This is a genomic window from Kitasatospora terrestris, assembly GCF_039542905.1.
GTDB lineage: Bacteria > Actinomycetota > Actinomycetes > Streptomycetales > Streptomycetaceae > Kitasatospora > Kitasatospora terrestris.
In genome coordinates, this window is the sequence record NZ_BAABIS010000001.1 from 4,570,727 (window position 1) to 4,595,948 (window position 25,222).

General features: G+C 76.0%; 22 protein-coding genes, 2 tRNA genes and 1 riboswitch. Of the genes, 8 read left to right on the forward strand and 16 right to left on the reverse strand.

Annotated elements, in window-relative coordinates; all coding sequences use genetic code 11:
• Positions 1 to 74 precede the first annotated feature (74 nt).
• The 5 genes from ABEB06_RS21145 to ABEB06_RS21165 all read right to left on the reverse strand — a co-directional run bounded on the left by ABEB06_RS21145 (position 75) and on the right by ABEB06_RS21165 (position 3,385).
• Positions 75 to 1,208 (reverse strand): PP2C family protein-serine/threonine phosphatase, encoded by a 1,134-nt coding sequence (locus ABEB06_RS21145; protein WP_345698441.1) that lies wholly within the window; start codon positions 1,206 to 1,208, stop codon positions 75 to 77.
• Positions 1,209 to 1,362: 154 nt separating this feature from the next.
• Positions 1,363 to 1,575: a hypothetical protein gene (locus ABEB06_RS21150; RefSeq protein WP_345698442.1), complete on the reverse strand. Its 213-nt coding sequence runs from the start codon at positions 1,573 to 1,575 to the stop codon at positions 1,363 to 1,365.
• A gap of 177 nt (positions 1,576 to 1,752) precedes the next feature.
• A complete protein-coding gene (locus ABEB06_RS21155; RefSeq protein WP_345698443.1) occupies positions 1,753 to 1,932 on the reverse strand; it encodes a hypothetical protein in 180 nt (59 codons plus the stop codon).
• Between the two features lie 68 nt (positions 1,933 to 2,000).
• Complete coding sequence (locus tag ABEB06_RS21160) at positions 2,001 to 2,567, reverse strand: TetR-like C-terminal domain-containing protein (RefSeq protein WP_345698444.1); 567 nt, start codon at positions 2,565 to 2,567, stop codon at positions 2,001 to 2,003.
• Complete coding sequence (locus ABEB06_RS21165; protein ID WP_345698445.1) at positions 2,567 to 3,385, reverse strand: alpha/beta fold hydrolase; 819 nt, start codon at positions 3,383 to 3,385, stop codon at positions 2,567 to 2,569. The genes ABEB06_RS21160 and ABEB06_RS21165 overlap by 1 nt, the downstream gene beginning before the upstream one ends.
• Positions 3,386 to 3,652: 267 nt before the next feature.
• A riboswitch (cyclic di-AMP (ydaO/yuaA leader) is annotated at positions 3,653 to 3,786 on the forward strand.
• Between the two features lie 10 nt (positions 3,787 to 3,796).
• Between ABEB06_RS21165 and ABEB06_RS21170 the strand changes: the two genes are divergently transcribed.
• A complete protein-coding gene (locus ABEB06_RS21170) occupies positions 3,797 to 4,591 on the forward strand; it encodes a M23 family metallopeptidase (protein ID WP_345698446.1) in 795 nt (264 codons plus the stop codon).
• 218 nt (positions 4,592 to 4,809) lie between these two features.
• On the opposite strand, the gene ABEB06_RS21175 is transcribed toward ABEB06_RS21170, so the two are convergent.
• A complete protein-coding gene (locus ABEB06_RS21175) occupies positions 4,810 to 5,688 on the reverse strand; it encodes a hypothetical protein (RefSeq protein ID WP_345698447.1) in 879 nt (292 codons plus the stop codon).
• A gap of 59 nt (positions 5,689 to 5,747) precedes the next feature.
• Here ABEB06_RS21175 and ABEB06_RS21180 point away from each other — a divergent pair, with 59 nt between their 5' ends.
• From ABEB06_RS21180 to ABEB06_RS21190, 3 genes are all read left to right on the forward strand, one after another.
• Positions 5,748 to 6,326: a GNAT family N-acetyltransferase gene (locus ABEB06_RS21180; RefSeq protein ID WP_345698448.1), complete on the forward strand. Its 579-nt coding sequence runs from the start codon at positions 5,748 to 5,750 to the stop codon at positions 6,324 to 6,326.
• Positions 6,327 to 6,435: 109 nt separating this feature from the next.
• Positions 6,436 to 7,143, forward strand: a complete 708-nt coding sequence (locus tag ABEB06_RS21185; protein WP_345698449.1) for a sensor domain-containing protein — start codon at positions 6,436 to 6,438, stop codon at positions 7,141 to 7,143.
• 90 nt (positions 7,144 to 7,233) lie between these two features.
• Positions 7,234 to 7,980 carry a hypothetical protein gene (locus ABEB06_RS21190; RefSeq protein ID WP_345698450.1) on the forward strand — a complete coding sequence of 249 codons (747 nt, stop codon included), beginning with the start codon at positions 7,234 to 7,236 and terminating at the stop codon, positions 7,978 to 7,980.
• On the opposite strand, the gene ABEB06_RS21195 is transcribed toward ABEB06_RS21190, so the two are convergent.
• On the reverse strand, positions 7,953 to 9,005 hold the full coding sequence (locus tag ABEB06_RS21195) for a hypothetical protein (RefSeq protein WP_345698451.1): 1,053 nt from the start codon (positions 9,003 to 9,005) through the stop codon (positions 7,953 to 7,955). The genes ABEB06_RS21190 and ABEB06_RS21195 overlap by 28 nt on opposite strands.
• A gap of 137 nt (positions 9,006 to 9,142) precedes the next feature.
• Entirely contained in the window at positions 9,143 to 10,639 is a 1,497-nt protein-coding gene (locus ABEB06_RS21200) for an aminopeptidase P family protein (protein WP_345698452.1), read from the reverse strand.
• A gap of 67 nt (positions 10,640 to 10,706) precedes the next feature.
• Between ABEB06_RS21200 and ABEB06_RS21205 the strand changes: the two genes are divergently transcribed.
• Complete coding sequence (locus tag ABEB06_RS21205; protein ID WP_345698453.1) at positions 10,707 to 11,324, forward strand: helix-turn-helix domain-containing protein; 618 nt, start codon at positions 10,707 to 10,709, stop codon at positions 11,322 to 11,324.
• 338 nt (positions 11,325 to 11,662) lie between these two features.
• Here the strand turns inward: ABEB06_RS21205 and ABEB06_RS21210 are convergent.
• The 7 genes from ABEB06_RS21210 to ABEB06_RS21240 all read right to left on the reverse strand — a co-directional run bounded on the left by ABEB06_RS21210 (position 11,663) and on the right by ABEB06_RS21240 (position 18,755).
• Positions 11,663 to 11,736, reverse strand: a tRNA-Met gene (locus tag ABEB06_RS21210).
• 73 nt (positions 11,737 to 11,809) lie between these two features.
• Positions 11,810 to 12,982, reverse strand: a complete 1,173-nt coding sequence (locus ABEB06_RS21215) for a PrsW family intramembrane metalloprotease (protein ID WP_345698454.1) — start codon at positions 12,980 to 12,982, stop codon at positions 11,810 to 11,812.
• A gap of 90 nt (positions 12,983 to 13,072) precedes the next feature.
• Positions 13,073 to 13,903: a tRNA (guanosine(46)-N7)-methyltransferase TrmB gene (gene trmB / locus ABEB06_RS21220; RefSeq protein ID WP_345698455.1), complete on the reverse strand. Its 831-nt coding sequence runs from the start codon at positions 13,901 to 13,903 to the stop codon at positions 13,073 to 13,075.
• 101 nt (positions 13,904 to 14,004) lie between these two features.
• Complete coding sequence (gene lhgO / locus ABEB06_RS21225) at positions 14,005 to 15,231, reverse strand: L-2-hydroxyglutarate oxidase (RefSeq protein WP_425559668.1); 1,227 nt, start codon at positions 15,229 to 15,231, stop codon at positions 14,005 to 14,007.
• 59 nt (positions 15,232 to 15,290) lie between these two features.
• Complete coding sequence (locus ABEB06_RS21230; protein WP_345698456.1) at positions 15,291 to 16,847, reverse strand: TROVE domain-containing protein; 1,557 nt, start codon at positions 16,845 to 16,847, stop codon at positions 15,291 to 15,293.
• Positions 16,848 to 17,222: 375 nt separating this feature from the next.
• Positions 17,223 to 17,284: transfer RNA gene (locus ABEB06_RS21235), tRNA-Ser, on the reverse strand.
• Positions 17,285 to 17,336: 52 nt separating this feature from the next.
• Positions 17,337 to 18,755: an NsdA family TPR-like regulatory protein gene (locus ABEB06_RS21240; RefSeq protein ID WP_345698457.1), complete on the reverse strand. Its 1,419-nt coding sequence runs from the start codon at positions 18,753 to 18,755 to the stop codon at positions 17,337 to 17,339.
• An 818-nt stretch (positions 18,756 to 19,573) separates the two neighbouring features.
• On the opposite strand from ABEB06_RS21240, the gene ABEB06_RS21245 reads away from it, so the two are divergent.
• From ABEB06_RS21245 to ABEB06_RS21255, 3 genes are all read left to right on the forward strand, one after another.
• A complete protein-coding gene (locus ABEB06_RS21245; protein ID WP_345698458.1) occupies positions 19,574 to 21,733 on the forward strand; it encodes an asparagine synthase-related protein in 2,160 nt (719 codons plus the stop codon).
• Positions 21,734 to 21,831: 98 nt separating this feature from the next.
• Entirely contained in the window at positions 21,832 to 22,323 is a 492-nt protein-coding gene (locus tag ABEB06_RS21250; protein WP_345698459.1) for a universal stress protein, read from the forward strand.
• 84 nt (positions 22,324 to 22,407) lie between these two features.
• On the forward strand, positions 22,408 to 23,094 hold the full coding sequence (locus ABEB06_RS21255) for a DsbA family oxidoreductase (protein WP_345698460.1): 687 nt from the start codon (positions 22,408 to 22,410) through the stop codon (positions 23,092 to 23,094).
• Between the two features lie 24 nt (positions 23,095 to 23,118).
• Here the strand turns inward: ABEB06_RS21255 and ABEB06_RS21260 are convergent, their stop codons facing one another.
• A complete protein-coding gene (locus ABEB06_RS21260; RefSeq protein WP_345698461.1) occupies positions 23,119 to 25,206 on the reverse strand; it encodes a sigma-70 family RNA polymerase sigma factor in 2,088 nt (695 codons plus the stop codon).
• Between the last annotated feature and the right edge of the window lie 16 nt (positions 25,207 to 25,222).

The following is a 25,222-nucleotide window of genomic DNA, read 5'->3' on the forward strand; positions in this document are numbered from 1 at the left end:
CCGCGTGCGCCTTCACTGTTGCTGAACATCCTATTGACAGATCGCTCACCCGGCCGGTTGCGAACCACCGGGTCTCAGGCGCCCGCTCCCAGCCGGCGCACCACGATCACCGAGCGGTCGTCCTGCACGTCCGGGGCCACCGTCCGCACCAGCGTCTGCGCCGGGTCCCCGGTCCCGCCGTACCGCAGCAGCGGCGCCGCGGCCGCCAGCAGCCGGTCGATGCCCTCGTCGATGTCCTCGCCCGGGACCTCCACCAGCCCGTCGCTGTACAGCAGCAGCGAGTCCCCGAGCGCCAGGCGCCCCCGCTGCGGCGGGTACGGCACGGAGGCCAGCACCCCCAGCGCCGGGCCGCCGACCCCCGCCCGCAGCCAGCTGCCGCCGCCGGCCCGGCAGTACTGCACGGCCGGCGGGTGCCCCGCGTTGAACACCCGGTACCGCCCGTCCGACGGCCGGATCGCCAGGTGCACCGCGGTGGCGAAGGCGTCCTCCCAGTCCAGCTTGGCCAGGTAGTCGTTGGCGGCGGGCAGGAACCGCTCCGGCTCCACCGAGCCGAGCAGCGTCGCGAACGCCCCCGACAGGTGTATCGACCGGGCGGCCGCCCGGCTGCCCTTGCCGGAGACGTCCACCAGGACCACCTCCAGCAGGTCCCGCTCCGGCTGGTGCGCGGCGAGCAGGAAGTCACCGGAGAACAGCGTGCCCCGCACCGGCGACACCGCCTGGTGGAACCGCCAGTCCAGCAGCCCGTCGGGCAGCCGCCCGAGCGCCAGGGCGTGCTCGGCGAGCTCGACCAGCATGGTGTCGCCGCGCAGGCCGCGCAGGCCCAGCCGGGTCCGGTAGCGCGAGGTGGCCAGCACCAGCGCCGCCGCCGACGCGATCACCAGCACCGACCCCGGCCGCACCCCGTACGGCTGCCGCAGCAGCCCGTCGGCGACCAGGCAGAGCGCGACGGCGCCGATCAGCAGGTACTGCCGGTGGACGTGCAGCAGGTAGCCGCCGAGGATCACCGGGAAGACCAGCGCGGACGGCGGGCACAGATCGGGCTTCAGGATCGCCAGCCAGGTGAGGGTGGACGAGAGCACCACCAGCACGGCCAGCGCGGCCCGCTCGGCGGCCGGGTCGCCGTCCAGCAGCCGGCTCAGCCACCGCCCGAGCGGGCTGCGGCGCAGCCGCGCGCCGGCCCTCCTGGCGACGGTGGTGACTGCGGGCACGGCACCTCCGCCGGTACGCGGGCACAGGCCGCTGACGATCCGCTGGTTCAGCTCAATTTATCGCCGAATGTCCGGATAGTCGTACTTGTGCCGCTTCCCGCGCGGGTCGACGGGCCGGGTTCCCGTGCCGTTCCCCGTGCCGGGCCCCCGTCCGTTACTGCCCGTCCACCTCGCCGTAGCCGGGCTGCGGGCGCGCCGCCACCGGGCGCAGCGTGCGCAGGCCGCGCAGCACCGCGAACGCCCGGCGGAGCTCACCGACCGGGGTGCTGCGCGGTTCGGCCGCCGGGGCGGGCTCCGGGTCGAGCGGGCGGCGGGGTGCCGGGACCAGGCCGGTGACGGGCTCGGTGTGCTGCGCCGTCTGCGTCATCGTTCCTGTCCTCCGTGCTGCCGCCGGGTGAGCTGACGGGTCGTGGGTCGACCCGACTGTAGTACTTCCCGCTGGGCTGACAGTCTTACGCGTGAACGGTGACGGAACGGTATCGAAGGCAATCCGAAGACGTACCGGCGCGCGCCCCTGCCGGAGGCGCGCGCCGGTACGCGGGCCTCAGGCCTGGAGGTCGGGCAGCTCCGGGGTGACGGTCTCGACCCGGTCGAGGCCGAGCGGCAGGTCGGGGGCGGTGATCGCGTCGGTCAGCGGGCCCGCGGGCACCTGCGGGACGGCGTGCGCGCTGGGGGCGGTCAGGGAGGCCACCACACCGACGGCGAGCGAGGCAAAGGCGAGCATCGAGCGCTTCTTCATGCCCTGCCCAACGCCCGTCCGGCGCATCGGTCACGGCCTCCGGGCCCCGCGGCTCACGGCCAGGAGCGCAGGCCCTCGGTGAGCACCCGGGTCATCCGGTCCAGCGTCACCGCCCGGTCCTCGGCCAGTCGGAACGCGCCGCCGGTGGCGAGCGAGGCGAACCCGTGTGCCATCGCCCGCACCGTCCGGGTCGCGTGGATCGCCTCCGCGCCGTCCAGCCCGTAGCCGGCCAGCACCCGCAGCACCACCTCCACCAGCCGGGTGGCGGCCGCCAGCTGCTCCGGGTCGTCCTCCTGCGGCGCCTGCGGCACCGCCGCGTACCGCCGCGGGTGCTCGGTGGCGTAGGCCGCGTACGCCGCCATCAGCGCGGCCACCGCCGCGTCGCCGGAGCGGCCGAGCGCCGCGTCCGCCAGCCGGTCGGCCAGCTCGCCGGTGACCCGGACGGCGACCAGCCGGCGCAGCTCGGCCAGGCCGCCGGGGACGTGCTTGTACAGCGAGGGCGTGGCCACGCCGGCCCGGCCGGCCACGGCGGCCAGCGTGAGCTCCTGGACACCGTGCTCGTCGACCAGCTCCAGCGCCCGGTCGACCACGGCGGCGGGGGTGAGTCCGACCCGGGGCATCAGGCGACCTCCGCCAGGAACGGGAGCAGCGCGGCGGCGACGGCCTGCGGGTGGCCGGCCATCGGGTAGTGGCCGCCGCCCTCGATCATCACCTTGCGGCCGTTCAGCGCCGCCGCCTGGCGGTCGGCCACCAGCTCCGGGTCCGGGAAGTCGGGGTCCTCGGTGCCCATCAGCACCAGCGCCGGGCACCGGACCGCCGCCGACCAGCCGACCGGCGCCGAGTCGCCGGAGAGGTAACCGGCCAGCGCGACCTTGCGGTGCGGCTCGCGCAGCATCGCCGACAGGCCCGCCCGGTACGCGTCGAAGTCGGCCGGGCGCTCGGTCGGGAAGTAGAACTTCTGCAGCGTGCCCCACACCCCGGGGAACGCCTTGACCACCGGGCCGACCACGCCGAACAACGCCTTCTGGAAGGCGTTCAGCGGCAGGTTCTCGATGAACGCGTCGATCAGCACCACGCCGGCCGCCCGCTCCGGCGCCAGCCCGGCCGCCTTCACCACGGTCGCGCCGGTGTACGAGCTGCCGGCCAGCACGGCCCGCTCGATGCCCAGGTGGTCGAGCAGGGCGAGCAGGTCGGCGGCGATCGCGGCCGGGGAGTAGTCGACGAACTCGGCCGAGGACTCGCCCATGCCGCGCAGGTCCATGGTGATCACCCGGTGGCCGGCCGCGGTGAGCAGCGGGACCAGGTGCCGGTAGGCGGCCCGCTGGTCGAGCATGCCCGGGAGCAGGACGACCGGCAGTCCCTCGCCCGGGGTGTCGTCGAACGCGATCCGGCCGCCGGGGACGTCGAAGAAGCGGGTGGGGGTGGTCGTGGAGCTCATCGCGGGCCTCCTGCGGGCTGCGTGCGTCGGCGGTGCCGATTGCTGTTAGCCATAAAGCTAAGGCTAATAGCCTTAGCCGTCAACCCCTCCGTCGGGCCCGTCGAATCATCACAAATCGCCCACAGGTCGTCAGGAGGGCATCACTGCCTCTCCCGAGACGCTTGGAAACAGGGGGTCCATAGGATTAACGTTTGATAACGCAGCGCGGTCGGCAACGCCGTACCCACACGGCACCGCGCGCGGTCGCCTAATCCACCGGGCCGCCCCCTCGCGGGCGCGCCCAGGAGCCGGGGAACCACGTTCCCTGGGGTGAATCGGCCAGGCCCCCGGGCCACCGGCCGTAGGAGACCTTCCACCTCCGAACCCGTCAGCTAACCCGGTCGGCGAGAGGGAAGGAAGGAGTGCGCCCCCGTGGCGTCCACCCAGACCGCTGACAGCTCCGGCGCAGCCACCAGCCTGCTCGACCACCCGACCGGGCACGACACCCGGCACCGGCTGCCCCGGCAGTCCCGCGGCACCGGCCCGCTGCTCGGCGTCACCGCGATGACCGCCGCGCTCGGCGCCACCGGCTTCGCCGCCGCCCCGGCCGGCCACGCCGCGGACGCACCCGCCGCCCCCTCCGTCACCGCCCCCGACGAGGCCTCCGGGACCGTCCTGTCCGCCGACCCCGGACTCGCCCTCGCCGCCCGCATCCAGCAGCAGGCCGACGGCCGGCGCACCGCCGCCGACGAGTCCGCCCGGATCGCCGCCGCCCAGGAGGCCGAGGCCAGGCGCGCCGCGCAGGAGGCCGCGGTCCCCCTCGGCGACCACGCCCTGCCGGTCACCGGCTACCGCCTCGCCGCGCAGTTCGCCCAGGCCGGCGCGCACTGGGCCCACCTGCACACCGGCCTCGACTTCGCCGCCCGCACCGGCACCCCGGTCACCGCCGTCACCGGCGGCACCGTCACCTCCGCCGGCTGGTCCGGCCCGTACGGCTACCGGGTGATCCAGACCCTGCCCGACGGCACCGAGCTCTGGTACTGCCACCTCGCCCGGATCACCACCCCGGCCGGCCCCGTCACCACCGGCACCGTGCTCGGCACCGTCGGCGCCACCGGCAACGTCACCGGCGTCACCGGTCCCCACCTCCACCTGGAGGTCCGCCCCGACGGCGCCGCCCCGATCGACCCGCTCACCTGGCTCGGATCGCACGGCCTCACCCCGTAGCCGCTCCCGACGGCAGCCGGGCCGCGGCCCCTTCCCCGCGCCCGGCCCGTCGGACCCGGCCCGGAGCCCGCCCTGACCGGCTCCGTGCGCAGGCTCTGTCCGGCCCGGTCCGCTCCGTGCGCAGGGCCCCTCCGGCCGGACGGCGCCGGACCGCTCGCGGGTTCCGCCCTCCGCGCGGCCACCCGCCGCCGTCCGGTGCCGTCCGGCCCGCTCCCGGCTCAGCCCTCGCCGGGCTCGTCCCGCTCCGCGAGGTAGGCCTCGATGTCCCCGGGGCCCGGCTCCGGCGCCAGGTCCGGGTACTCCGCCACCAGCAGCGCCGCCAGCCCCGGGCTCGTCCACTCCCCGTACAGCCGCAGCGCCTCCGCCTCCACCGCGGCCTCGAACCCGTCGAAGTCCCCGGCCAGCTCCTCCGGCATCGGCAGCCCGCGCGCGGTCAGCTCCGCCAGGTTCCGGTAGCTGCGCTGCATCAGCCCCTGCTCCAGCAGCCGCCGCGCGCCGTCCGTCGCCATGCCGACCAGCAGCAGCCGCGCCGCGTCCCACTCCTCCTGGCCCTCGGCCGCCACCAGTCCGGGCGCGGTCGCGTACCGCCCCAGCCGCTCCTCCTCCGGCAGCTCCCGGAACCCGTCCAGCCAAGCCCGCACCGCGCCCCCGTCCGCCGGGTCGATCCCGTCGGCCCGCAGCAGCAGGGTGTACAGGCGCGGCCAGGTGACCAGGTCGGCCCGGCGCAGCAGCCCGCAGAGCACCTCGCCCTGCCACTCCGCCTCCTCGTGCAGCCGCTCCCACCGCTTGGCGTTCAGCCGGCGGGCCGCCCGCTGACGGTCGATCAGCAGCCGGACGGCCTCGCCGTACGCCTCGTACGCCCCGGGCTCGTCCACCGGCTGCACGTACAGGTACAGGCGCTCGTAAAGCAGTTGCTCCAGCTGGGCGGAGTTCAGCTCGGGGTAGCCGTCGTGCAGCCGGGCGCCGCCCAGCTCCAGCAGGGTCAGCACGGTCCGCAGCGCCCCGTCCGGCACCGGCGGGCGGCCCTCCTCCCCGGCCCAGGCCAGCAGCTCGGCGGTGCGGGTGCGCGGGCTGAGCCGCAGGTCCTCGTCAGTCACCCAGGTACGGTAACCGGCTCCGCCGACCCCGCTCACCTGCGGCGGTAGGGTCGGGGCCCATGGAACTCATCCGGCTGACGGGACCGCGCCTGATCTGTCGCGAGTACCGGCAGACGCCCGAGGAGGCCGAGGCGCTGCACGCGGTCTTCGGCGACCCGCAGACCGCCCGGTACCTGCCGTTCGAGCCGCGCGGCGTCGAGGAGTGCGCCGACCAGATCGGCCACTACCTGGAGGAGGCGGAGCGCGAGCCGCGCACCTACTACCGCCTGGCGGTGGTGCCGCTCGCCGACGCCGGGGACGACGGCGAGGGCGGGGTGCCGATCGGGCAGGCGGCGTTCACCCGGGACGGGGACACCGCCGCGTTCGTCGGGTACGCGCTGCGCCGGGACACCTGGGGCCGGGGGTACGCGGGCGAGATCACCGAACTGCTCTGCGGGTTCGGCTTCCGGACGCTCGGCCTGCACCGGCTGGCCGCCCGCATCGACCCGGACAACACCGCCTCCGCGCGGGTGGTGGAGCGGGCCGGCTTCCGGCTGGAGGGCCGGATCCGGCACGAGCTGCGGGTCGGCGGGAGCTGGCGCGACTCGCTCCAGTACTCCCTGCTCGAACCGGAGTGGGCGGCAGCCCGCACCACCTGAGGGGGTGGGGACAACCCCACCCCGAAGTCGGCAGCAGGCTTCATTCCGCCGACCCTCCCCGCTCGGGCACCGTTGCACCGTGAGCAGTCACGACGCCGAGGGGCCCGACATGACGACCAGTACGCTGCACCGCGCCGACACCTTCCGCACCCGCCCGGCCGGGCCGCACCGGCCCGCCTTCTGGCGCGCCCCGTTCGCCGCGAGCACCTACCGCGAGCTCGGTTTCACCCTCACCGGCCTGCCGGTGGCGATCGCCGGGTTCGTGGTGACCGTGGCCCTCTTCGGCGCAGGCCTCGGCCTGGTGGTGACGGCGCTGGGCCTGCCGGTGCTGGCGCTGCTGCTGGTCCTGGCCCGCGGCCTCGGCGCGCTGGACCGGCAGCGGGCCCGCACCATGCTCGACACCGAGGTGACCGCCCCGCCCGCCGTCCGCCCCGAGCGCGAGGGCTTCTGGGGTGCGGTCACCGCCCGGCTGGCCGACGGCGCCGGCTGGCGCGCCGCGCTCTACCAGGTGCTGATGCTGCCCTGGGCGATCCTCTCCTTCACGCTGTCGGTGGTCTTCCTGACGGTCGGCTGGTCGCTGGCGCTCTACCCGCTCTACCACTGGGTGTTCGCCCGCTACACGCCCTGGCCCGGGTACCAGCTCTACGAGTACACGGACCGCGCCGGCGTCGAGCACCACGCCTACGTCACCGAGCCGTGGCAGATCGCCGGGGTCTCCCTGCTCGGGGTGCTGCTGGTCCTGCTCACCCCGCAGATCATCCGCGGCGTCACCAACGTCAGCCGCCTGGCGATACGCGGCCTGCTCGGCGCCCGCTGACCGGCGGTCACCCCGCCCCGGTCCGGGGTGCGGCGGCCGACGGGCCGTGGTCCGATGAAGCGGTCGCCCGCGAGTCGCCCGAGGAGCGTGATGGACCACCAGGCGCCGACGCTGATCACCTCCCGTCCGCTCGACGAGTACTGCCGGCTCTTCGGCCTGACCCGCAGTCGGCTGGGTGCGGTCGGCGGCCCGGTGCTCGACTGCCCGGGCGGCGCGGCCGGGCTGGCGGCCGAGGCCCGGCAGCTCGGCTGCGAGGTGATCGCCGCCGACCCGGTGTACGCGCTGCCGCCCCCGGTCCTCGCCGAGCTGGCCCGGGCCGGGCGGCGGGCCACCGAGGCCGCCGCCCGCACCGACCCGGGGCGGTACCTGCCGGCCGACCGGCGCTCCCCGGAGAAGTACCTGCGCAGCTGGGACCGCGCCCGCCGGATCTTCACCGCCGACCGGGCCGCCCACCCCGAGCGCTACATCGCCGCCGCCCTGCCCCGCCTGCCGTTCGCCGACCGCACCTTCGCGCTGACCCTCAGCTCCTACCTGCTCTTCGCCTACCCCGAGGTGTTCTCCGCGCAGGCCCAGCTCGCCGCCCTGCTCGAACTCGCGCGCGTCACCCGGCCCGGCGGCGAGGTCCGGGTCTACCCGCTGCACGACGGCACCGGCCGCCGCTGCCCCCACCTGCCGGGCCTGCGCGCCGCCCTCGGCGGCCACCGGATCGCCACCGAGATGCGCGAGGTGCCCGCGGCCCGGCCCGGGGCACGTCCGCACCGCCTGCTGGTCCTGCGCACCCCGGCGCGGGAGGCCCGCAGGCCCCGGGCTCAGTCCTTCGCCGCCGCCTCCGGCTGATCCCCGTTCCGCGCCGGGATCCGGCCCAGAGCCTCGGCCCCGCCCTGCGCCTGGGTGGGGATCAGGGCCTCGGCCTCGCCCTGCGCCTGGGTGGGGATCAGAGCGGGCGCGGCCGCGGTCTCCGGCAGCCGCTTGAGGACGTCCTCCGCCACCGCCCGGCGGCGCGAGTACGGCGGGACGGTCCGGGTGTTGCGCAGCTTGTAGGCGACCGCCGAGCGCAGCGCGGCCCGGTCGGCCTCGCCCAGGTCCGGCAGCCCGGCGGCGGCCTTGGCGGCGAGCAGCGCCTGCAGCAGCTCGAACGGCGACAGGTGCCGGTCGATGGCCTGGGTGATCAGGTCGACGTTCCGCGCGTCCGGCGCGCCCTGGAGCAGCGCGAGCGCCTGCACCCGCAGCCCCTCCACCCCGGTCTCGAAGAGCTCGCGGACGCGCTCCGGCCCGAAGCCCAGCGAGGGCGCCGCGACCACGGTCTTGGCGACCGAGTCGGCGAGCGTCTGCCGGTCGGCGGCGGTCAGCGCCCGGGCCAGCAGCAGCCGGGTCAGCAGCCAGCCGGCCACGAAGCCGACCACGGTGTAGTACACGGCCAGCGCCGAGACGAACCCGGCGGCGCCGCCGCGGTCGCCGGCCGCGCCGCCGACCACCGGGGACAGCCACTCGCCGAGCTCCCGCAGCCGGTGCGGCAGGGTGCCGATCTGGGTGAGCCCGGCGCCGAGCAGGATCTTGGTCAGCCAGTCGGAGACCTGTTCCAGGTTGGTGTTGGGGGCGTACCCGGCGGTGGAGGTGGCCCCCTGGTCGTCCGGGTGCGCGGCCGCGCCGCTGGTCAGCAGCCGGGGCACCCCGAAGAGGAAGCCGACCAGCCCGCCGCCGACCGTGAACGTCGCCGCGACGATCAGCCCGCCGCCGAGCGCCGCCGCCCAGTGCCCGCTCGCCGACGCGTACAGCGCCATGCCCACCAGCCCGGCGGCGACCACCGCGCCCAGACCGAACTTCACCGCCGGCACCGGCTCCCCGCCGCGCTCCAGCTCCATCGTCCCCGCCTCCCCGTCGCGGCCCGGCCCGGCCCGTCAGCCGCCGAAACCCTATCGATCCGGTCGGCAGGGCGGTTCCCCGGCGCCGTCCTGACCAACCATCAGGCGGCGGCGGGCGCGGCGCCAGCGGGGCCGGCTCAGCCGCGCAGGCGGGCCAGCCAGGCCTCGACCTCGTCGGCCCGCCGGGGGAGGCCGGCCGAGAGGTTCTCGTTGCCGCTCTCGGTGACCAGGATGTCGTCCTCGATCCGCACCCCGATGCCGCGGTACTCCTCCGGTACCGTCAGGTCCTCCTGCTGGAAGTACAGGCCGGGCTCGACGGTCAGCACCATGCCGGCCTCCAGCGTGCCGTCCACGTAGGTGGAGGTGCGGGCCTCGGCGCAGTCGTGCACGTCCAGGCCGAGCATGTGGCCGGTGCCGGCCAGCGTCCACCGCCGGTGCAGGCCCCGGGCGAACGCCTCGTCCGCCGTCAGGTCGCCCAGCAGGCCCCAGGCGACCAGGTGCTCGGCGAGCACCCGCTGCGCCGCGTGGTGGAAGTCGCGGTAGGCGGCGCCCGGCTTGACCGCGGCGATGCCGGCCTCCTGCGCGGCGTACACCGCGTCGTAGATCTTGCGCTGCAGCGGGGAGAAGGTGCCGTTCACCGGCACGGTCCGGGTCAGGTCCGCGGTGTAGAGGTTGCGGGTCTCCACGCCGGCGTCCAGCAGCAGCAGCTCGCCGGGCCGGGCCTGGCCGTCGTTGCGCACCCAGTGCATGATCGTGGCGTGCGGGCCGGCCGCGGCGATGGTGCTGTAGCCGACGTGGTTGCCCTCGACCCGGGCGCGGACGAAGAAGGTGCCCTCGATCAGCCGCTCCGAGGTGGGCCCGGCGGTCGCCAGGACCTTCATCACGTCCTCGAAGCCGCGCGCGGTGGCCTCGCAGGCGAAGCGCAGCTCGGCGATCTCGAACTCGTCCTTGACCAGCCGCAGCTCGGCGAGGGTCTCGCGGAACTCCTCGTCCCGCTCGGCGCCGGTCCGGCCGGCCAGCGCGGCCTCGACCCCGGCGTCGTGGCCGCGCAGCACCCGCACCGGCCCGGTCGCGGCGGCCAGTGCCTCGTCCAGGGTGCGGAGGTCGCGGCACTCCAGGCCGAGCAGCCGCTCGTTCTCGGTCAGGCTGTTGCGCCGGCCGTCCCAGAGCTCGCCGTGGTTGTCGAGCCAGAACTCGCCGTTGTCCCGGTCCGAGCGGGGCTGCAGGTAGGCGGCCTCGCGGTGGCCGTCGGCGGTCGGCTCCAGCACCAGCACCGCGCGCTCCGACTGGTCGCCGGTCAGGTGGGCGTACTCGGACGACGGACGGAAGGGGTAGTCGGTGTCGTTGGCCCGGACCTTGGGGGTGCCGGACGGGACCACCAGCAGCTCGCCGGGGTAGCGGGCGGAGAGCGCGGCCCGGCGGCGGGCGGTGTGCGCGGCCTGCGGGATCGGCTCCAGGTCGTGCCGCTCGGTGTCCGCCCAGCCCTGCCGCATGTTCGCGGCCAGCGCCTCGGTCACTCCCCGGGTCAGCCCGTTCTTGCGCGGCTTGTTGTTCTCGGCCTGGTCCACAACCGTCTCCTGACTCTGATCACTGATGCTGATCGGCGGATCGAGCGGGCTCGGAGCGATCGGCATAATGAACCCGTCTGCTGGCGCGATCCGTACGGTATACCGAACGCCGATCCGAGGGAAAGGGGACGCCGTGAACGGCTCCGAGGGATCGGTCCGGGATGTCCTGGCCGCCAACCTGAAGCGGGTGCGCACCCGGAAGGGGCTCTCCCTCTCCGAGCTGTCCCGCCGCTCCGGGATCGGCAAGGCCACCCTCTCCCAGCTGGAGTCCGGCACCGGCAACCCCACCATCGAGACCGTCTTCAGCCTCGCCCGGGAGCTGGACGTGCCGATCTCCGACCTGGTCGACCACAGACCGGCCGCCGGTCTGACGGTGGTCCGCGCCGCCGAGGTCGAGGTGCTCGCCGGGGAGGGCGTCGACCTGCGCCATCTGCGCCGGATCGAGTCCGGCGACTCGGTGATCGAGGTGTACGACCAGCAGGTGCGGGCCGGCTGCACCCAGGACTCGCTCGGCCACGCCGGCACCGAGCACACCGTGGTCCAGTCCGGCCGGCTCGGCGTCACGGTAAACGGCCGGCAGGTCGAGCTCGGCCCCGGCGACTACGTCGGCTTCGACGCCGGCAGCCCGCACAGCTACACCGCGCTGGACGGCACCGTCCACTCCGTCCTGCTGCTGCACTACCGGGCCGAGCAGAAGCCCCACCTGAACGACCCCGGATTCGGCTCCAAGGGCGCCCACCGTTCGGTATGACGAATGGGCGGGGGTTCGCTTCACGGAACGGACCGGCCGGCTCGGCGCCCGGGAATGCCGAAGCCCCCGGGACCTCGCCATGAGGCCGCCCCGGGGGCTCGACAACTTCTGCGCTCTCCGCCGTGGAGCTACGACCTAGGCCGCGAACTCCACGGAGGCGCGCCCGAGCGAGTCAGACGCGCTCTGCGGCGCAGTCGTGGTGTTACTCACTCAGGATCACCTCCTTTCCGTGTTCTGAAGCCACCATAAGCAACCCGCCCCGCACGGGGCAACGGATTTATCGGGGACGAAAAGGCCGAAGGCCCGGAGGCGAGCCTCCGGGCCTTCGTGCTACTGAGTAGCGGGGACAGGATTTGAACCTGCGACCTCTGGGTTATGAGCCCAGCGAGCTACCGAGCTGCTCCACCCCGCGTCGGTGAACACAACAGTACGGGAGAGTCGCCGAGAAGGGAAATCGGTTACCGGGGAGGGTCCGGCGCGCCTCCTCAGCCGTGTGCGGCGGCGACCGCCGGCTGCCGTCCGCGCCGGGTCTGCGCCCACACGGCGAAGCACACCAGCACCGCGAAGGCGGGCACCATCACCAGCCCGTACACCAGCAGGAAGCCGTCGGTACCGAGCCCGGCCGCGGCGTTCCAGGTGCCGTGGATCGCCATCGCCAGGAGCAGCCCGCCGGGGGCGGCCAGCCGGGCCAGCCAGCGCCGCCCGGTGGTCAGCGTGACGGCGATGCCCAGCCCGGTCAGCGCGGTGAACAGCGGGTGGGCGAACGGCGAGAGCAGGCCGCGCAGCACGAAGGTGTGCACCGTCGAGTCGAAGTCCCGCAGGCTCGGTGCCTGGCCCAGGCCGATCGCGTCCAGCCGGGCCTGCCGGTCGGCGCTGAACGCCCGGCCCAGGTAGAGCGCGTTCTCGGTGAAGGAGAACCCGCAGGCGGTCACCCCGCCGAGCACCGTGCCCGCCGCCAGCGTGCGCGGGCCGAGCCGGGCCCGCAGCCGTCCGTGCGGCGCCGGCCGGAAGTACGAGTGGGCGCGCCCCCGGGACCGGACCGGGCGGCCCGTCCGCAGCCGGACGACCCGCGACCCGAGCGGGCCCCGCCGCCCCGTCGCCGCCCGGGCGTCCCGCCGCACCGTGCCGCACGGCGGCGCGGCCCGGCAGCGAGACCGCCGGCGGAACGGCAGCAGCAGCACCAGCAGCGCGCCGGCCTTCGCGGTCTCCTCGATCAGCGGCGTCGCGAACTCGGCGCCCAGCGTCTCGCCCCGGGCGCTGCCCTGGTGCGCGATCAGGAAGTCACTGGCCCAGCCGTTCGCCATGATCGCCACCGTGGTGGCGGCGCACGCCCCCCAGGCCAGGCAGAACAGGGCGTGCCGCATCGGCACCCGGGCGGTCCGGTTCAGCCAGGCCAGCGAGCCCAGCACGAAGGGCAGCGGCAGCAGCGCCAGGCCCATCCCGACCAGCAGCCCGACCGTCCCGGTCTGCCGCTGCACCAGGCGCAGGATCAGCAGCCCCGACCCGGCCAGCGCGAACGCGGCCAGCGCCGAGGACAGCGCGGGCCGGCGCAGCGCGGTGAGGCGGCCCAGCCACCGGCCCCGGCGGGCGTGCGACCGCAGCCCGGGGGCGGCTCGGCGCGCCCGGGGCCCGACGGGCACACCGTACGGACTGCTCACGCGCACGAGAGTAGGCGACGCACCCCGTGCCCGGGGAGGTCTCCGCGCAGTCCGTACCCGGAAGAGTACCCAGCGTGATAAGGGAGTTGCTCAGCGGCGACGGAACAGCAGGTCGTGCACCACGTGGCCCTTGGCCAGGCCGGCCCGCTCGAACTTGGTCACCGGCCGCCACTCGGGCCGCGGCGCGTAGCCGGGCACCGAGCCCTCCGGGTGCTCGGACGGCTCCAGCCAGCCCGAACCGTCACCCTCCGGGTGGACGTTCTCCAACTCCGGCCGCCCCGCCAGCACCTGGGCCATCTGCTCGGCGTACGGCTCCCAGTCGGTCGCGCAGTGCACCAGCGCGCCCGGGGCCAGCCGCGGCAGCACCAGGTCCAGGAAGGAGTCCTGGATCAGCCGGCGCTTGTGGTGCTTGGGCTTCGGCCACGGGTCCGGGAAGTACACCCGCAGGCCCGCCAGCGAGGCGTCCTGCAGCATGTCGCGGAGCAGGATGATCGCGTCGCCCGCCGCCAGCCGGACGTTCTCCGAACCGTCCCGCTCCAGGAACTGCAGCAGGTTGCCGTGGCCCGGGGTGTGCACGTCCGCCGCCAGGATGCCCGTCGACGGGTCGGCCGCCGCCATCGCCGCGGTGGTGTCGCCCATGCCGAAGCCGATCTCCAGCGTCACCGGCCGGCCGTCGAACAGCGTCGGCAGGTCCAGCGGGGTGCCGTCGATCGCCAGGCCGAACCGCTCCCAACCGCGGTCCAGCGCACCGGCCTGCGCCTTGGTGATCCGGCCGCGGCGCGGCTGGAACGTGCGGATCCGGCGCTCGCGGTGCTGTTCCTCGGTGGCCTTGTGCGGGTACATCGGCGCGGGGTACGCCGCCGGTGCGGCGGACATCCGGGCGGACGGGGTCAACTGGGAGGACGGGGCAGAAGCAGTCACAATCGCACCAGTCTACGGCGGTGCCCCGCCGACCGGACCCGGGCGTGACGGATTCCTCAGCCGCCCGCCTGCGCCCGTCGGCGGCCCCGGACGCCGACCGCTCAGCCGCCGGCGTCCAGGGCCGCCAGGGCCCGGCGGGCCACCTCCCGGCCGATCCCCAGCGAGGCGGTCGCCGCAGGGGACGGTGCGTTCAGCACGTGCACCACCCGCCGCGCCGACCCCGGGTCCGCCGGGTCGAAGCCCGCGAACGCGAAGTCGTCCAGCAGCGAACCGTCCCGCGCCACCGCCTGCGCCCGCACGCCCGCGGCGGCCGGGACCAGGTCGGCCTCGGTCACCGCCGGCAGCAGGCGGCGGACGGCCGCCGTGAACGCCCGCTTGGACAGCGAACGGTGCAGCTCGCCGACCTCGTAGCGCCAGTGCCGCCGGGCGATCTGCCACGTCCCCGGGAAGCGCACCGTCTCCGCCACGTCCCGCAGCTTCACCGTGCGCCAGTCGTAGCCCTCCCGGGCCAGCGCCGGCACCGCGTTCGGGCCCACGTGCACGTCGCCGTGGATGCCCCGGGTCAGGTGCACCCCGAGGAACGGGAACGCCGGGTCCGGCACCGGGTAGACCAGCCCGCGGACCAGGCCGCGCCGGTGCGGCGCCAGTTCGTAGTACTCGCCGCGGAAGGGCACGATCCGCACCCCCGGGTCGTCCCCGGCCATCCGCGCCACCCGGTCGCTGTGCAGGCCCGCGCAGTTCACCAGCACCCCGGCACGCAGCTCGCCCGAGGCCGTCCGCACCGTCACCCCGTCGGAGCGCCGCACGATCGACCGGACCTCGGTGCCCAGCCGCAGCTCCGCTCCCTTCTCCCGGGCCAGCTCGGCGTACCGCCGGGCCACCGCCGGGAAGTCGCAGATGCCGGTCGTCGCCAGGTGCAGCCCGGCCACGCCGGTCACCTCCGGCTCGAACTCCCGGATCCCGGCCGCGTCCAGCTCGGTGACCGGGATGCCGTTCTCCCGCCCGCGCTCCGCGAGCGCCGCGAGCCGCGGCAGCTCCTCGGCCGCCGTGGCCACGATCAGCTTCCCGGTCACCTCGTGCGCGACGCCCTGCTCGCGGCAGAACTCCACCATCTCGGCGGCGCCCCCGGTGGCGTACCGCGCCTTCAACGACCCCGGCCGGTAGTAGACGCCGGAGTGGATCACCCCGCTGTTGCGCCCCGTCTGGTGCGCGGCGAGGCCGCCCTCCTTCTCCAGCACCACCACCGACACCCCGGGCCGCGCCCGGGTCAGCGCGTACGCCGTCGACAGCCCGACGATCCCGCCCCCGACCACCACCACATCCGTCACAGGCTCGATAGTGGCACCCCGCCCCGAGCGCCGTCAGGCGCTCGGGGCGTTCGGTCCCGCTACAGCCACGGCCAGTCGGCCCGGGCGCCCGACTCGAGCAGCGGGATCAGCCGGAACGCCGCGTCGCTCAGCCCGCCGAAGGTGTGCCGGCCGCTCGCGCCGGAGACCCCGTGGCCCGGCCGGTAGCCCGCCAGGTTCCAGGTGTACACCGGAACCCGCGCGGGGACCGCGCCGAGCGGATCCCCGGAGGAGGCCTGCTCGTCGGTCACGACCACCACCCGGTCGTGCCCGCCGAAGTGCGTGCGCACCGCCCTCGCGGTGTCGGTCCCGCCGAGGTTCCCGAACCGCTCCACCGCCTTCAGCACCGACTCGCCGCGCCGCAGCTCGATCACGGAGCTGCCGGTGCCGAACTCCACCAGGTCCGCGTGCTCGGCCCGCAGCGCCAGCGCCGTACCGAAGATCGCCGCCGAGTCCGCCCGGTTGAGCTGGGTCTGCGCGCTCGGCCGGTCGAACATCGACCCGGACCGGTCGACCAGCACCAGGGTCCGTCCCGGCAGCGCCGGGACGTTCTCCAGCGAGTGGCCCAGCGCCTTCTCCAGCGCCCAACTCCAGCGCAGCGACGGTGCGTTCCGGTACGCGGCCAGGTACCGGAACGGGAACTGCCGTCCCTTGCGGACCTCGCCGCGGTCGGCGATCCGCCGCGCCACCTGCTCCGCGACCTCGTCCGTGACGCCGGCCCGGTCGAAGTTGCGCAGGTTCCGCAGCAGCGCCATCGTCCCCATCGACGGGATGATCGCCTGCCACGCCGCGGCGTCCATCGGGCCCTGCAGCCAGCCGGCCAGTGCCTCCCAGGTCAGCCCCGCCGCGGCCAGCCGCTCCGGTCCGTCCTCGCCGGTCAGCACCGCCCGCCGCTGCTCCACCGGCAGCGCCAGCAGCGCCCGGTTGGCGGTGAGCAGCGCGGCGCCGGCCGGCGGCACGGCCTCCTCCGGCCGGTGCCGGCGGTCCAGCGCGTACCGGAACAGCTCGCCCTGCCAGGCCTTCCGCGGGTCCGGCGAGGGATGCGTCAACTCCAGGACGTCACCGAAGCGGTAGCCCTGCGAGGCGGTGTCGTACTTCAGCAGCGACCGGCCGTCGTACAGTCGGCGGGCCGCGTCCGCGACACCGCGCTTGACCGGCTGCGGCAGGTTCCGCCCGTAGCGTCCGGTCCAGTAGGCGAGGAACTCGCCCGGCTCGTCGGCCCGCTGCAGCACGGCGTCGATCACCTGCCGCGAGTGGCCGGGCGCCTCGGCGTCCAGCCGGGCCCGGGTGAACTCGGCCGCGCCGACCAGCGAGGCGGTCCGCATGTGCGCCCCGTGCCGCAGCCAGCGCAGCAGGCCGAGCGTCCACTCCGGATCCGCGACGGCCAGCTGCCGCACCAGCGCGGTGTACCGGTCGTCCCGGTCGCCGCCGCGCTCGTAGAAGGTGTCCTGCCCGACCAGGTTGCCCACCGCGAGCAGGAACAGCTCGGACTTCTCGTCCCGCAGGAACCCGACCCCGCCCTCGTGGCTGGCCACCCGCTGCCCGGTGGTGGCCACCGGCGACATCTGCTTCTTGCGCTTGACGTTGAAACGGGACATGAAAAATCCCCCTGGGAGAAAGTCAGGGGGAGGCATGGCGGAGAAGGGCGCGCCCGAGATCGAGCCGCAGGCTCCGGCGAGCCGACGGCAACGGCAGGGGTGTCCGGTCCGATTCACCGCACCACGAAGGCGCTCCACGAAGTAACCCCGGCCCGCGCACCGGGCGCTCCCGGTGCTGTGCCTCCCGAGATCAAAGGCGGCATCGGTACGGGGACCTGCTCGTGCGGATTTGAACCGCGGCTCCCCGGAGGGAGCGTTACCTGAAGTAACCGAAGCCTGCGCACCGGGAGGTGCGTATTCAAGAATAGGTGTCCAGAGAACAGAAGCGGCTGAGGTGACATCAGCTGCTCTCCCGATTGAGCTACACCGGCCCGAAGCCGGTGACGGGATTCGAACCCGCAACCCGCCCATTTACAGTGGAAGTAACCTCCGCCTGCGCACCTGGACGAGAGAGACGATAACCAGCGGGCGGACGGGCCCGCACGCGAATTACGCGGACCCCGCCAGCACCAGCCGCGCGCGCTCGGTCAGCTCCTTCACCCGCCGCTCGTCCGAGTACGGCTCCAGCCGCCGCAGCAGTTCCACCACGTACTCCCGGCTGCGGTGCGAGGAGATCCGGCCCGCCACCTCGACCGCCCGCTCCCCGGCCGCGACCGCCGCGTCCAGGTCGCCGGCCTCCGCCTCGGCCATCGCCGAGACCACCAGCCGCAGGCCGTGCGAGCGGACGAACCCCTCGGTCGGCCGGGCCAGCGCCTCCCGGGTGAACTGGCGCACCTTGGACGGCACCCCGAGGTCGCGGAAGCACTCCGCCGCGTCCGCCGCCAGCCGGTCGTAGGCGTAGAAGTCGATCCAGGTCGGGTCGGGGTCGCCCGGCCGGGACCGGTCCAGTGCCGCCTCCGCCGCCGACAGCGCCGCCCCGCACGCCGCCGCGTTGCCCGCCTTGGCGTGCGCCCGCGCCTCCACCAGGTGGAAGAAGCTCATCGTCCGCGCCGTCGCCAGGCCCCGGTTGCGCTCCAGCGCCGCCTGCGCCAGGTCCACCGCCTCGTCCGGGAAGGACCGGTACGAGGCCTGCAGGCTCATCGAGGCCAGCACGTAGCCGCCGAGCGGCACGTCGCCCGCGGCCCGGGCGAGGCGCAGCGCCTGGATGTAGTACCGCTGCGCCGCCTCGTGCTGGCCGGTGTCGAACGCCATCCACCCGGCCAGCCTGGTCAGTTCGGCGGTCGCCCCGAACAGCGCCCGGCCGACCGCGTCGCTGTACGAGGCCAGCAGCAGCGGCGCCGCCTCCACCCGCAGGCACTCCGGCACCATCGACGAACGCCAGTCCCCGCCGCCGTACTTGGAGTCCCAGCGGCGGGCCTCCTGGGCCGCCTCGCGCAGCTTCGCCGCGTCGGTGTGCCCCACCCGGTAGCCGGACGGGTCCGGCAGCACCTCGCGGGCCACCGAGCCGTCCGCCGGGGTGATCAGCCAGCGCGACACCGGCGTCGCGTACGCCGACACCGAGAAGGTGCCCGCCAGGCTGTCGCTCCACCGGCCGCCGCCCGGGCCGCGCCGCAGGTCCAGGTCGACCCGCCACAGCTCGGTCGCCGACCGCACCGCCTCCGGCACCTCGCGCGGGAACTCCAGGCCCAGCTCCGGCGTCGGGTGCGAGTCCGCCAGGCCGATCTCCTCCAACGGCACCGGCCGGCCCAGCTTGTTGCCCAGCGCGGTGGCGATCAGGTGCGGCACCGGACGCTGCGGCACCATGCCCTTGGTGACCCACCGGGCCACCGACGTCTTGTCGTAGCGGAGCGTCAGGCCGCGCTGCGCACCGAGGTCGTTGACCCGGCGGGCGAGACCCGCGTTGGAGATCTGGGCGAGCGAGAGGAGTGCACCGAGCCGATCGTTCGGGCCTCGAGAGCTGGCGGTCATGGTGGCGGTGGCACCCCCTGGCGACGTGGTGCGCGGACGGTGGCGAACGCGGACAGCGGCGCGCCACCGGGCTGCTGCTGCACCTAGCGTAGTCGTCCGGGTTCCGAGGGTTAAGGGTCGGCATTCCGGATGGCGGGATCGCGCACCCGCGAGGCCGACCGTCGACCGGCGCCCGGGCGGACGCGGCCGCCCCCGCCGGGCCGTCGCGGACGCCCGTGCTCCGGCGCCGTGCCCACGTGCGCCACTCGTGCCCCCTGGCCTCGCGGGCAGGTCGGCGATTCGCTGGAGGCCGTGGATCGGCCCGCCGTCGAGGACCCGGCGGGCCGGGGGAAACGCTGCCGTGATCCCCGCGGGCAGCGAGCGGTCCGGGAGGGCATGCGGATGCCCTCCCGGGCGTGCGACGCCTTTCGGCCATTTCCGGGCCCCGTCCGGCCCGGAATCCACCGCCGGAACGGCAGGACGGCACGGCCCGGGCCCCGGAGGGGGCGGCCCGGCCCGCGCCACCCCCCGCCACCCCGCCACGCTCCGCCCCCGCCCGCGCGCGGCCCGTCCGCCGCCCGGCACCGCGCCACCGCACGCCACCACCGGCGTGCGGCGCGCCCGCCGAGCCCCCCGTCACCCTCCGCGACCGCCTCCCGCCGCCCGCTCCCCGGGCCGGGCACGACCCGCCCCGGCGTCCCGATCGGGCGTCAATCCTCGTACTGAGCTGCGCAACAGGGGTTCCCCGGCGCCACTGCGGTGGCACGATGTCTCCTGACGGCGCGCTCCCCGCCCCGCGGGTCCCGCGTGCCCGGTTCCTCGTCAGGCGGAGGCGCGCGATGCGGTGGCTCACCGGCTGGAGCGGCCTGACCCGGGCCGCCGACCCCGCGCTGGCCGCGGTCCGCCCGCTCGCCGCGACCACGCTCTGGGCCGGGCCCAATCCGCTCTGGGCGGTGGGCGACTGGCGCCCGGACGAGATCCGCCTCGCCACCCTCCGCCCCGGCGCCCCGGCCACCGTCACCGGCGGGCTCACCCCCCTCGACCCCACCGAGCTGACCGCCGCCGCCGACTCCCCGGCCACCGTCCGGCTCGCCGTGCTCGGCCGCTGCGGCGCCTCCGACCGCGAGCTCGCCGCCGGCCTCGCCGCGGCCCGCGGCGGCGCCGTCCGGCACCTCACCCACTGGCCCGGCAGTTACACGGTGGTCCTCTCCACCGGTGCCCGCTCCACCGTCCTGCTCACCGACCTGGCCGGCGCGCTCCCGGTCTTCCACACCCCCTTCGCCGGCGGCACCGCGTACGCCACGGCCGCACTCCCGCTCGCCGACCTGACCGGCGCCCCCGTCGACCCCGAGTACCTCGCCGCCCACCTGGCCGTCCCCGACTCGCCCGAGGCCACCGGCACCCGTACCCCGTACGCCGGGGTCCACCGCGTCCCGCCCGGCCACACCCTCGGCATCCGGTCCGGCCGCCCCTACCTCTCCCCGTACGAACCCGAGCCCGGCCCCGAGCCCCGCGAGGAACCCCCGGCCGTCCGCGAACTCACCCGCGCCCTGCTGGAGGCCGTCCGCTGCCGCGTCCGCACCGCCCCCGAGCCCACCTCCGACCGGCCCCGCCTCGGCGTCGACCTCTCGTACGGCACCGCCTCCGCGACGGTCGCGCTGCTCGCGGCGGCCGTCCCGCTCCCGGCCGGCCCCGCCCCCACCGCCCGGAGGACGACCGACCCGCCCGTCCGCACCGGCGCGGTCAAGGGCTCCTGGGCCCGCCCCACCGCCCACCGGGAGGACGACGAGGACCGCGATGACGCCGGGCCGGCCCTGGCCGCCGTCACCCTCGCCGCCCACGACGGCCCGGACGCCGCCGACCGCCCCGGCACCCTCGCCCTCGCGGTCGACGCGCCGCGGCTGCGGCACATCCTGCTGCCCGCCGCGCTGCCGTACACCGACCTGTCCGCCGACCCGCTCGCCGGACCGCTCACCGACGCACCCGGCACCGCCCTGCTCGCCGCCGACCGCTTCGCCGCCGCGCACCGCGCCGGCGGCGCCGACCACCTCACCGGCTACGGCGCCCGCCAAGTCCTCGACGGCCACCCCGCCCGGCTCGCCGACCTGATCCGCACCGGCCGCGCCCGCGAACTCCTCGCCCCGGTCGCCGCCCTGGCCGGCGCCGACCGGGCCACCGCCGGCGCGCTCACCGGCACCGTCCGCACCCCGGTCACCGTGCTCCGGGCCGCCCGCCGGCTCGCCCGCACCCGCTACGCGGAGGCCCTCGACGACCTCGCCGTCCGGCTCACCGTCAGACCGGCTGTCCCCGACCCCGTCACCGCCGGCACCGGCGCCGCCGCCGACCTCGCCTGGACCGTCCCCGCCCCGGCCGCCCGGCTGCTCTCCGACGAGGCCCTCGCCGTCCTCGCCCAGCGGCTGCGCACCGCCGCCCGCGGGCCCGCACCCGCCGAACACCCCGGCGCCCGCCGCGCCCGGCTCGCCCTACACCGGCACGCCGCCGACTTCCGCACCCTGGTCCACGCCACCGAACAGCACGGCCAGCGGCTGCACGCACCCTTCCTCGACAACCAGGTGGTCCGCGCCGCCCGGCTGCTCCCCGACGAGACCCGGCTGCAACCGGGTGCCCGGCACGCCCTGCTGCGCGCCGTCCTGGCCGGCACCGGCCGGGCCGACCTGCCCGCCGACTGGGGCCGCGGCCCCCGACCCGACCGCCTCACGCCCGCCCGGACCGGTCTGCGCCTGGCCGCCGACACCCTCGCCGACCTGTTCCACCGGCCGCTGCTCGGCGACGCCGGGCTGATCGACGTCCCCGCCGTCCGCCGCACCCTCGCCCTGGCCACCGACCCGGAGCACCCGCTGCCCCCGGCGACCGTCGGCGCCCTCGCCGACCTGATCGCCACCGAACTCTGGCTCCGCCGCACCGCGGCCCGCCGCCACGGCTCCTCCTGGACCAACCTCCCCGGCCCCCGTCGCCCCGCCCTGGACCCCCGGCCCTGAGCGCCCGGCGCCGAGCGCCCGCCCGAGCGCCCGCCCGGGCTCCCGCCGTGCGGCGTGCCGACCGGGAGCGGCCGCGCCCAGCGGGAATCATGGTCCGGGTGAGAGAACCATTCCCCGTGCTCGGTGAGGCGCCGGCCGGGCGCCCCGGGGTGTTGGCGGCGTGCGACGGCTCCGACGGTTCGCTGTGGGCGCTCGACCGCGCGATGACCGAGGCGGAGCTGTTCCGGCTGCCGCTCTACGTCCTCGCGGTGGTCAACCCGTCGCCGACCGGGTACCCGCCGGGGATGGCCGAGCTGGTGCAGGAGAGCGTCGAGCACCTCACCGCGAGCATGGCGGACGGCCTGCGCCGCGCCGTCTCCACCGTCCAGGCGGCCCGTGAGCGGCCGTACGGCGGCGAGCTCTCGCTGCACGTGGTGCTCGGCAACGTGATCGAGGTGCTGCTGCAGACCGCGTCCGCCCACCACACGCTGGTGGTCGGCACCCGGGGCAACGGCGGCTTCGCCCGGCTGCTGCTGGGCTCGGTGAGCACCGCGGCGGTGCACCACTGCTCGCGCCCCGTACTGGTCGTCCCGGCGCCCCCGGTGACCTGAGCGGCCGCCGCGGGGGAATGCCGACCAGATGGTTGAGCGTTCACCAATGGTTACCCCGTACGGCAACCCCTGGAGTCCCGCGTCATGAAGGTCGAGATCTACTCGGACATCGCCTGCCCCTGGTGCTACATCGGCAAGCGCCGCTTCGAGCAGGCGCTGGAGCGCTTCGAGGGCAAGGACGGCGTCGAGGTGGTCTTCCGGCCGTACCAGCTGGTGCCGGACGCGTCCGAGGAGCCGCGCAACCACCGCGAGTGGCTGGCCGAGCGCTACGGTCCGCAGTCGGTCGCGATGGACGCCCGGGTCGCCGAGCTGGGCCGCGCCGAGGGCATCAGCTACGACTTCGACGCCGCGATCGAGGTCAACACCCTGCTCGCGCACCGGCTGCTGCACCTCGCCGAGACCGCGTACGGCCCGGCCGTGCAGACGGACCTCAAGGAGCGGCTGCTCAAGGCGCACTTCTCCGACGGCGTCAACGTCGGCGACCGCGCCGCGCTCACCGCGATCGCCGCGGCCGCGGGGCTGGACGCCGAGCGGGTCGCCGCCTACCTGGCCGGCGACGAGGGCACCGCCGAGGTCCGCGCCCAGCTGGCCGCCGCCCGCGACCTGGGCATCAGCGCGGTGCCGACCTTCGTCTTCGAAGGGCGCTGGGCGGTCCAGGGCGGGCAGGAGGCGGACACCTTCCTCTCCGTGCTGCGCCAAGTCGCCGCCGAGACCGGCGCCGTCGCCCCGTCCCCGGCCGAGGGCTGCGCCGACGACGCCTGCGCGGTCTGACCGCGTCCCCGGACCGGGACGGGCTCAGCAGCTGAACCTGGCCGACGCCCAGTCCGCCACGTCCAGCCGGCCGAGCCCGCCCGTCGCGGGCTCCACGACCAGCCGGATCCAGCGCTGCCCGGAGAGCGGGGCGTGCACCCGCACCGCCCCGTCCCCGGCACCCACCCGGCCCGAGGTCCACAGCGTGCGGCCGTCGCCGCCCTGCACGGAGAACTCCACCCGGCCGAGCTTCAGGCCGAGGTCGTCCAGCCCGGCCACCGCGTCGAACGAGTCGCACGGCCGGTTGAGGTCGATCCGCACGCTGGACGGCACCCGCACCGCCAGGACGTGCGCGTAGTGCGACCCGCCCACCCAGGACCCGCCGGTGCGCACCACCTGCCCGCGGCCGCGGATCACCGGGCTGTCCTCGGGCACCCGGTTGCCGCCGACGAACGGCAGCTCGTCCAGCCAGAAAGTGCTCGGCGGCTGCACCACCGGCGGTTCGACCACCGGCGGCTCCGGAGGCTGCGGCGGCTCCGGGGGAGTGACGGTCGGGGTCGGCACCGGCGGGGGCGTCGGCGTCGGCGACTCGACCGCCGGGGGCTCCGGCGTCGGGGTCGGGCTGGGCACGGGCACCGCCCGCGACGCCGGCGTGGGTGTGGGTGAAGGTGTCGGGGTCGGGCTGGGCTCCGGCTCCGGCTCGGACGGCGCGGGGCTCGGCGCGGGCGGCGGCGGGGCCACCGGCGGCACGGCCGGAGCCGAGGACACGGGCGGAGCGGCCACCGGGGCCGGCGGCGCCTGCTCCGGCGAGCCGGTCAGCGCGTACGCGGCCACCGCCGCCACCGCCACCGCGACACCGGCCGCGATGCCCGCCTTGGCGGCCGCGCCCAGCCCCTCCCCGGCCACCGCCCCGACACCCGAGCCGGACCCGCCGGCCGCACCCGCGCCGCCGGCCGCCGCACCTGCACCCGCGCCGCCGGCCGCCGTTCCGCCCGCCGTCGCCGTTCCCGCCGCCGCACCGCCCGCCGCCGTGCCCGCGACCACGCCGCCGGCCACCACCGCACCACCGGCCACGGCCGCCGCGGCGGCCGTGAAGTACCCGGACCCGACCCAGAGCAGCACGCCCCCGGGCAGGACGGCCCGCAGGCTGTGGTTGATGTCGGCCAGCTCCAGGTACGCCGCCGTGCAGCGGTCGCACTCCTGGATGTGCTTCCCGACCTCCGCCGAGGCCCGCTTGCGCAGCGACCCGCGCGCGTACGCGCCGAGCCGGTTGGCGTACGCCGCGCAGCCGGAGGCCTGGCTGCCCGACACGTGGGCCTGCAGGAAGGCGGCGGCCAGCCGGTCGCGCGCCCGGTGCGCCTGCACCGCCGTCGCGTTGGCGGTCTTGCCGAGCATCACCGCCACCGTCTTCGGCGACTCCCGCTCGACCTCGGTGTGCCAGAGCACCACCCGGTCGTCCTCGGGCAGCTCGGCGTAGGCCTGCATGACCATCCGCCGGTCGGCCAGGGCCATCGCCCAGGCGTCCGCCCCGGGATCGGCCAGGTCGAACTCCACGGTCGCGGCCGAGGTCTCCGCGAACAGGCTGAAGTCGTCGACCAGTTGTTCGCGCCGGTCGCTGCGGCCCCAGGCCGCCGCCACGTTGCGCACCGCCGTCAGCAGGTAGGCGCGGACCGCGAACTCCGGCCCCTTGCCCGCCTTCAGCGCCTGCAGCGTGCGGGCGAACACCTCGCCTGCCAGGTCCTCCGCGGTGAAGCTGTCCCGGCAGCACGTCCGGGCGTAGCGGCGCACCGAGTCGGCGTGCCGCCGGTAGATCTCCTCGTACGCGGCGTCGTCCCCGGCCCGGACCCGGGCCGTCAACTCGGCGTCGGAGGGCGGGCGCTCGCCGTCGACCGGATCGGCGGGCGCGGGCACCACGGCCCGCACCGCATCGGCCTCGGCGTGGCGGCCGAACTCGCGCGGCCCGACGAACGCCGCCGGGCTGACCCCGCCCTGCCCGGCGGCCGCCTGACCCGGCACCCGGCCGGACAGCGACTCACGGGCCGGGCTGCCGCCCTGGTCCGGCACGTGGCCGGGCGTCCCCAGTCCGGGCCTGAACTCGCCGGGCCCGTACTCGCTCTGCTCCTCGGCGCTCACCCCCGACCTCCGGACA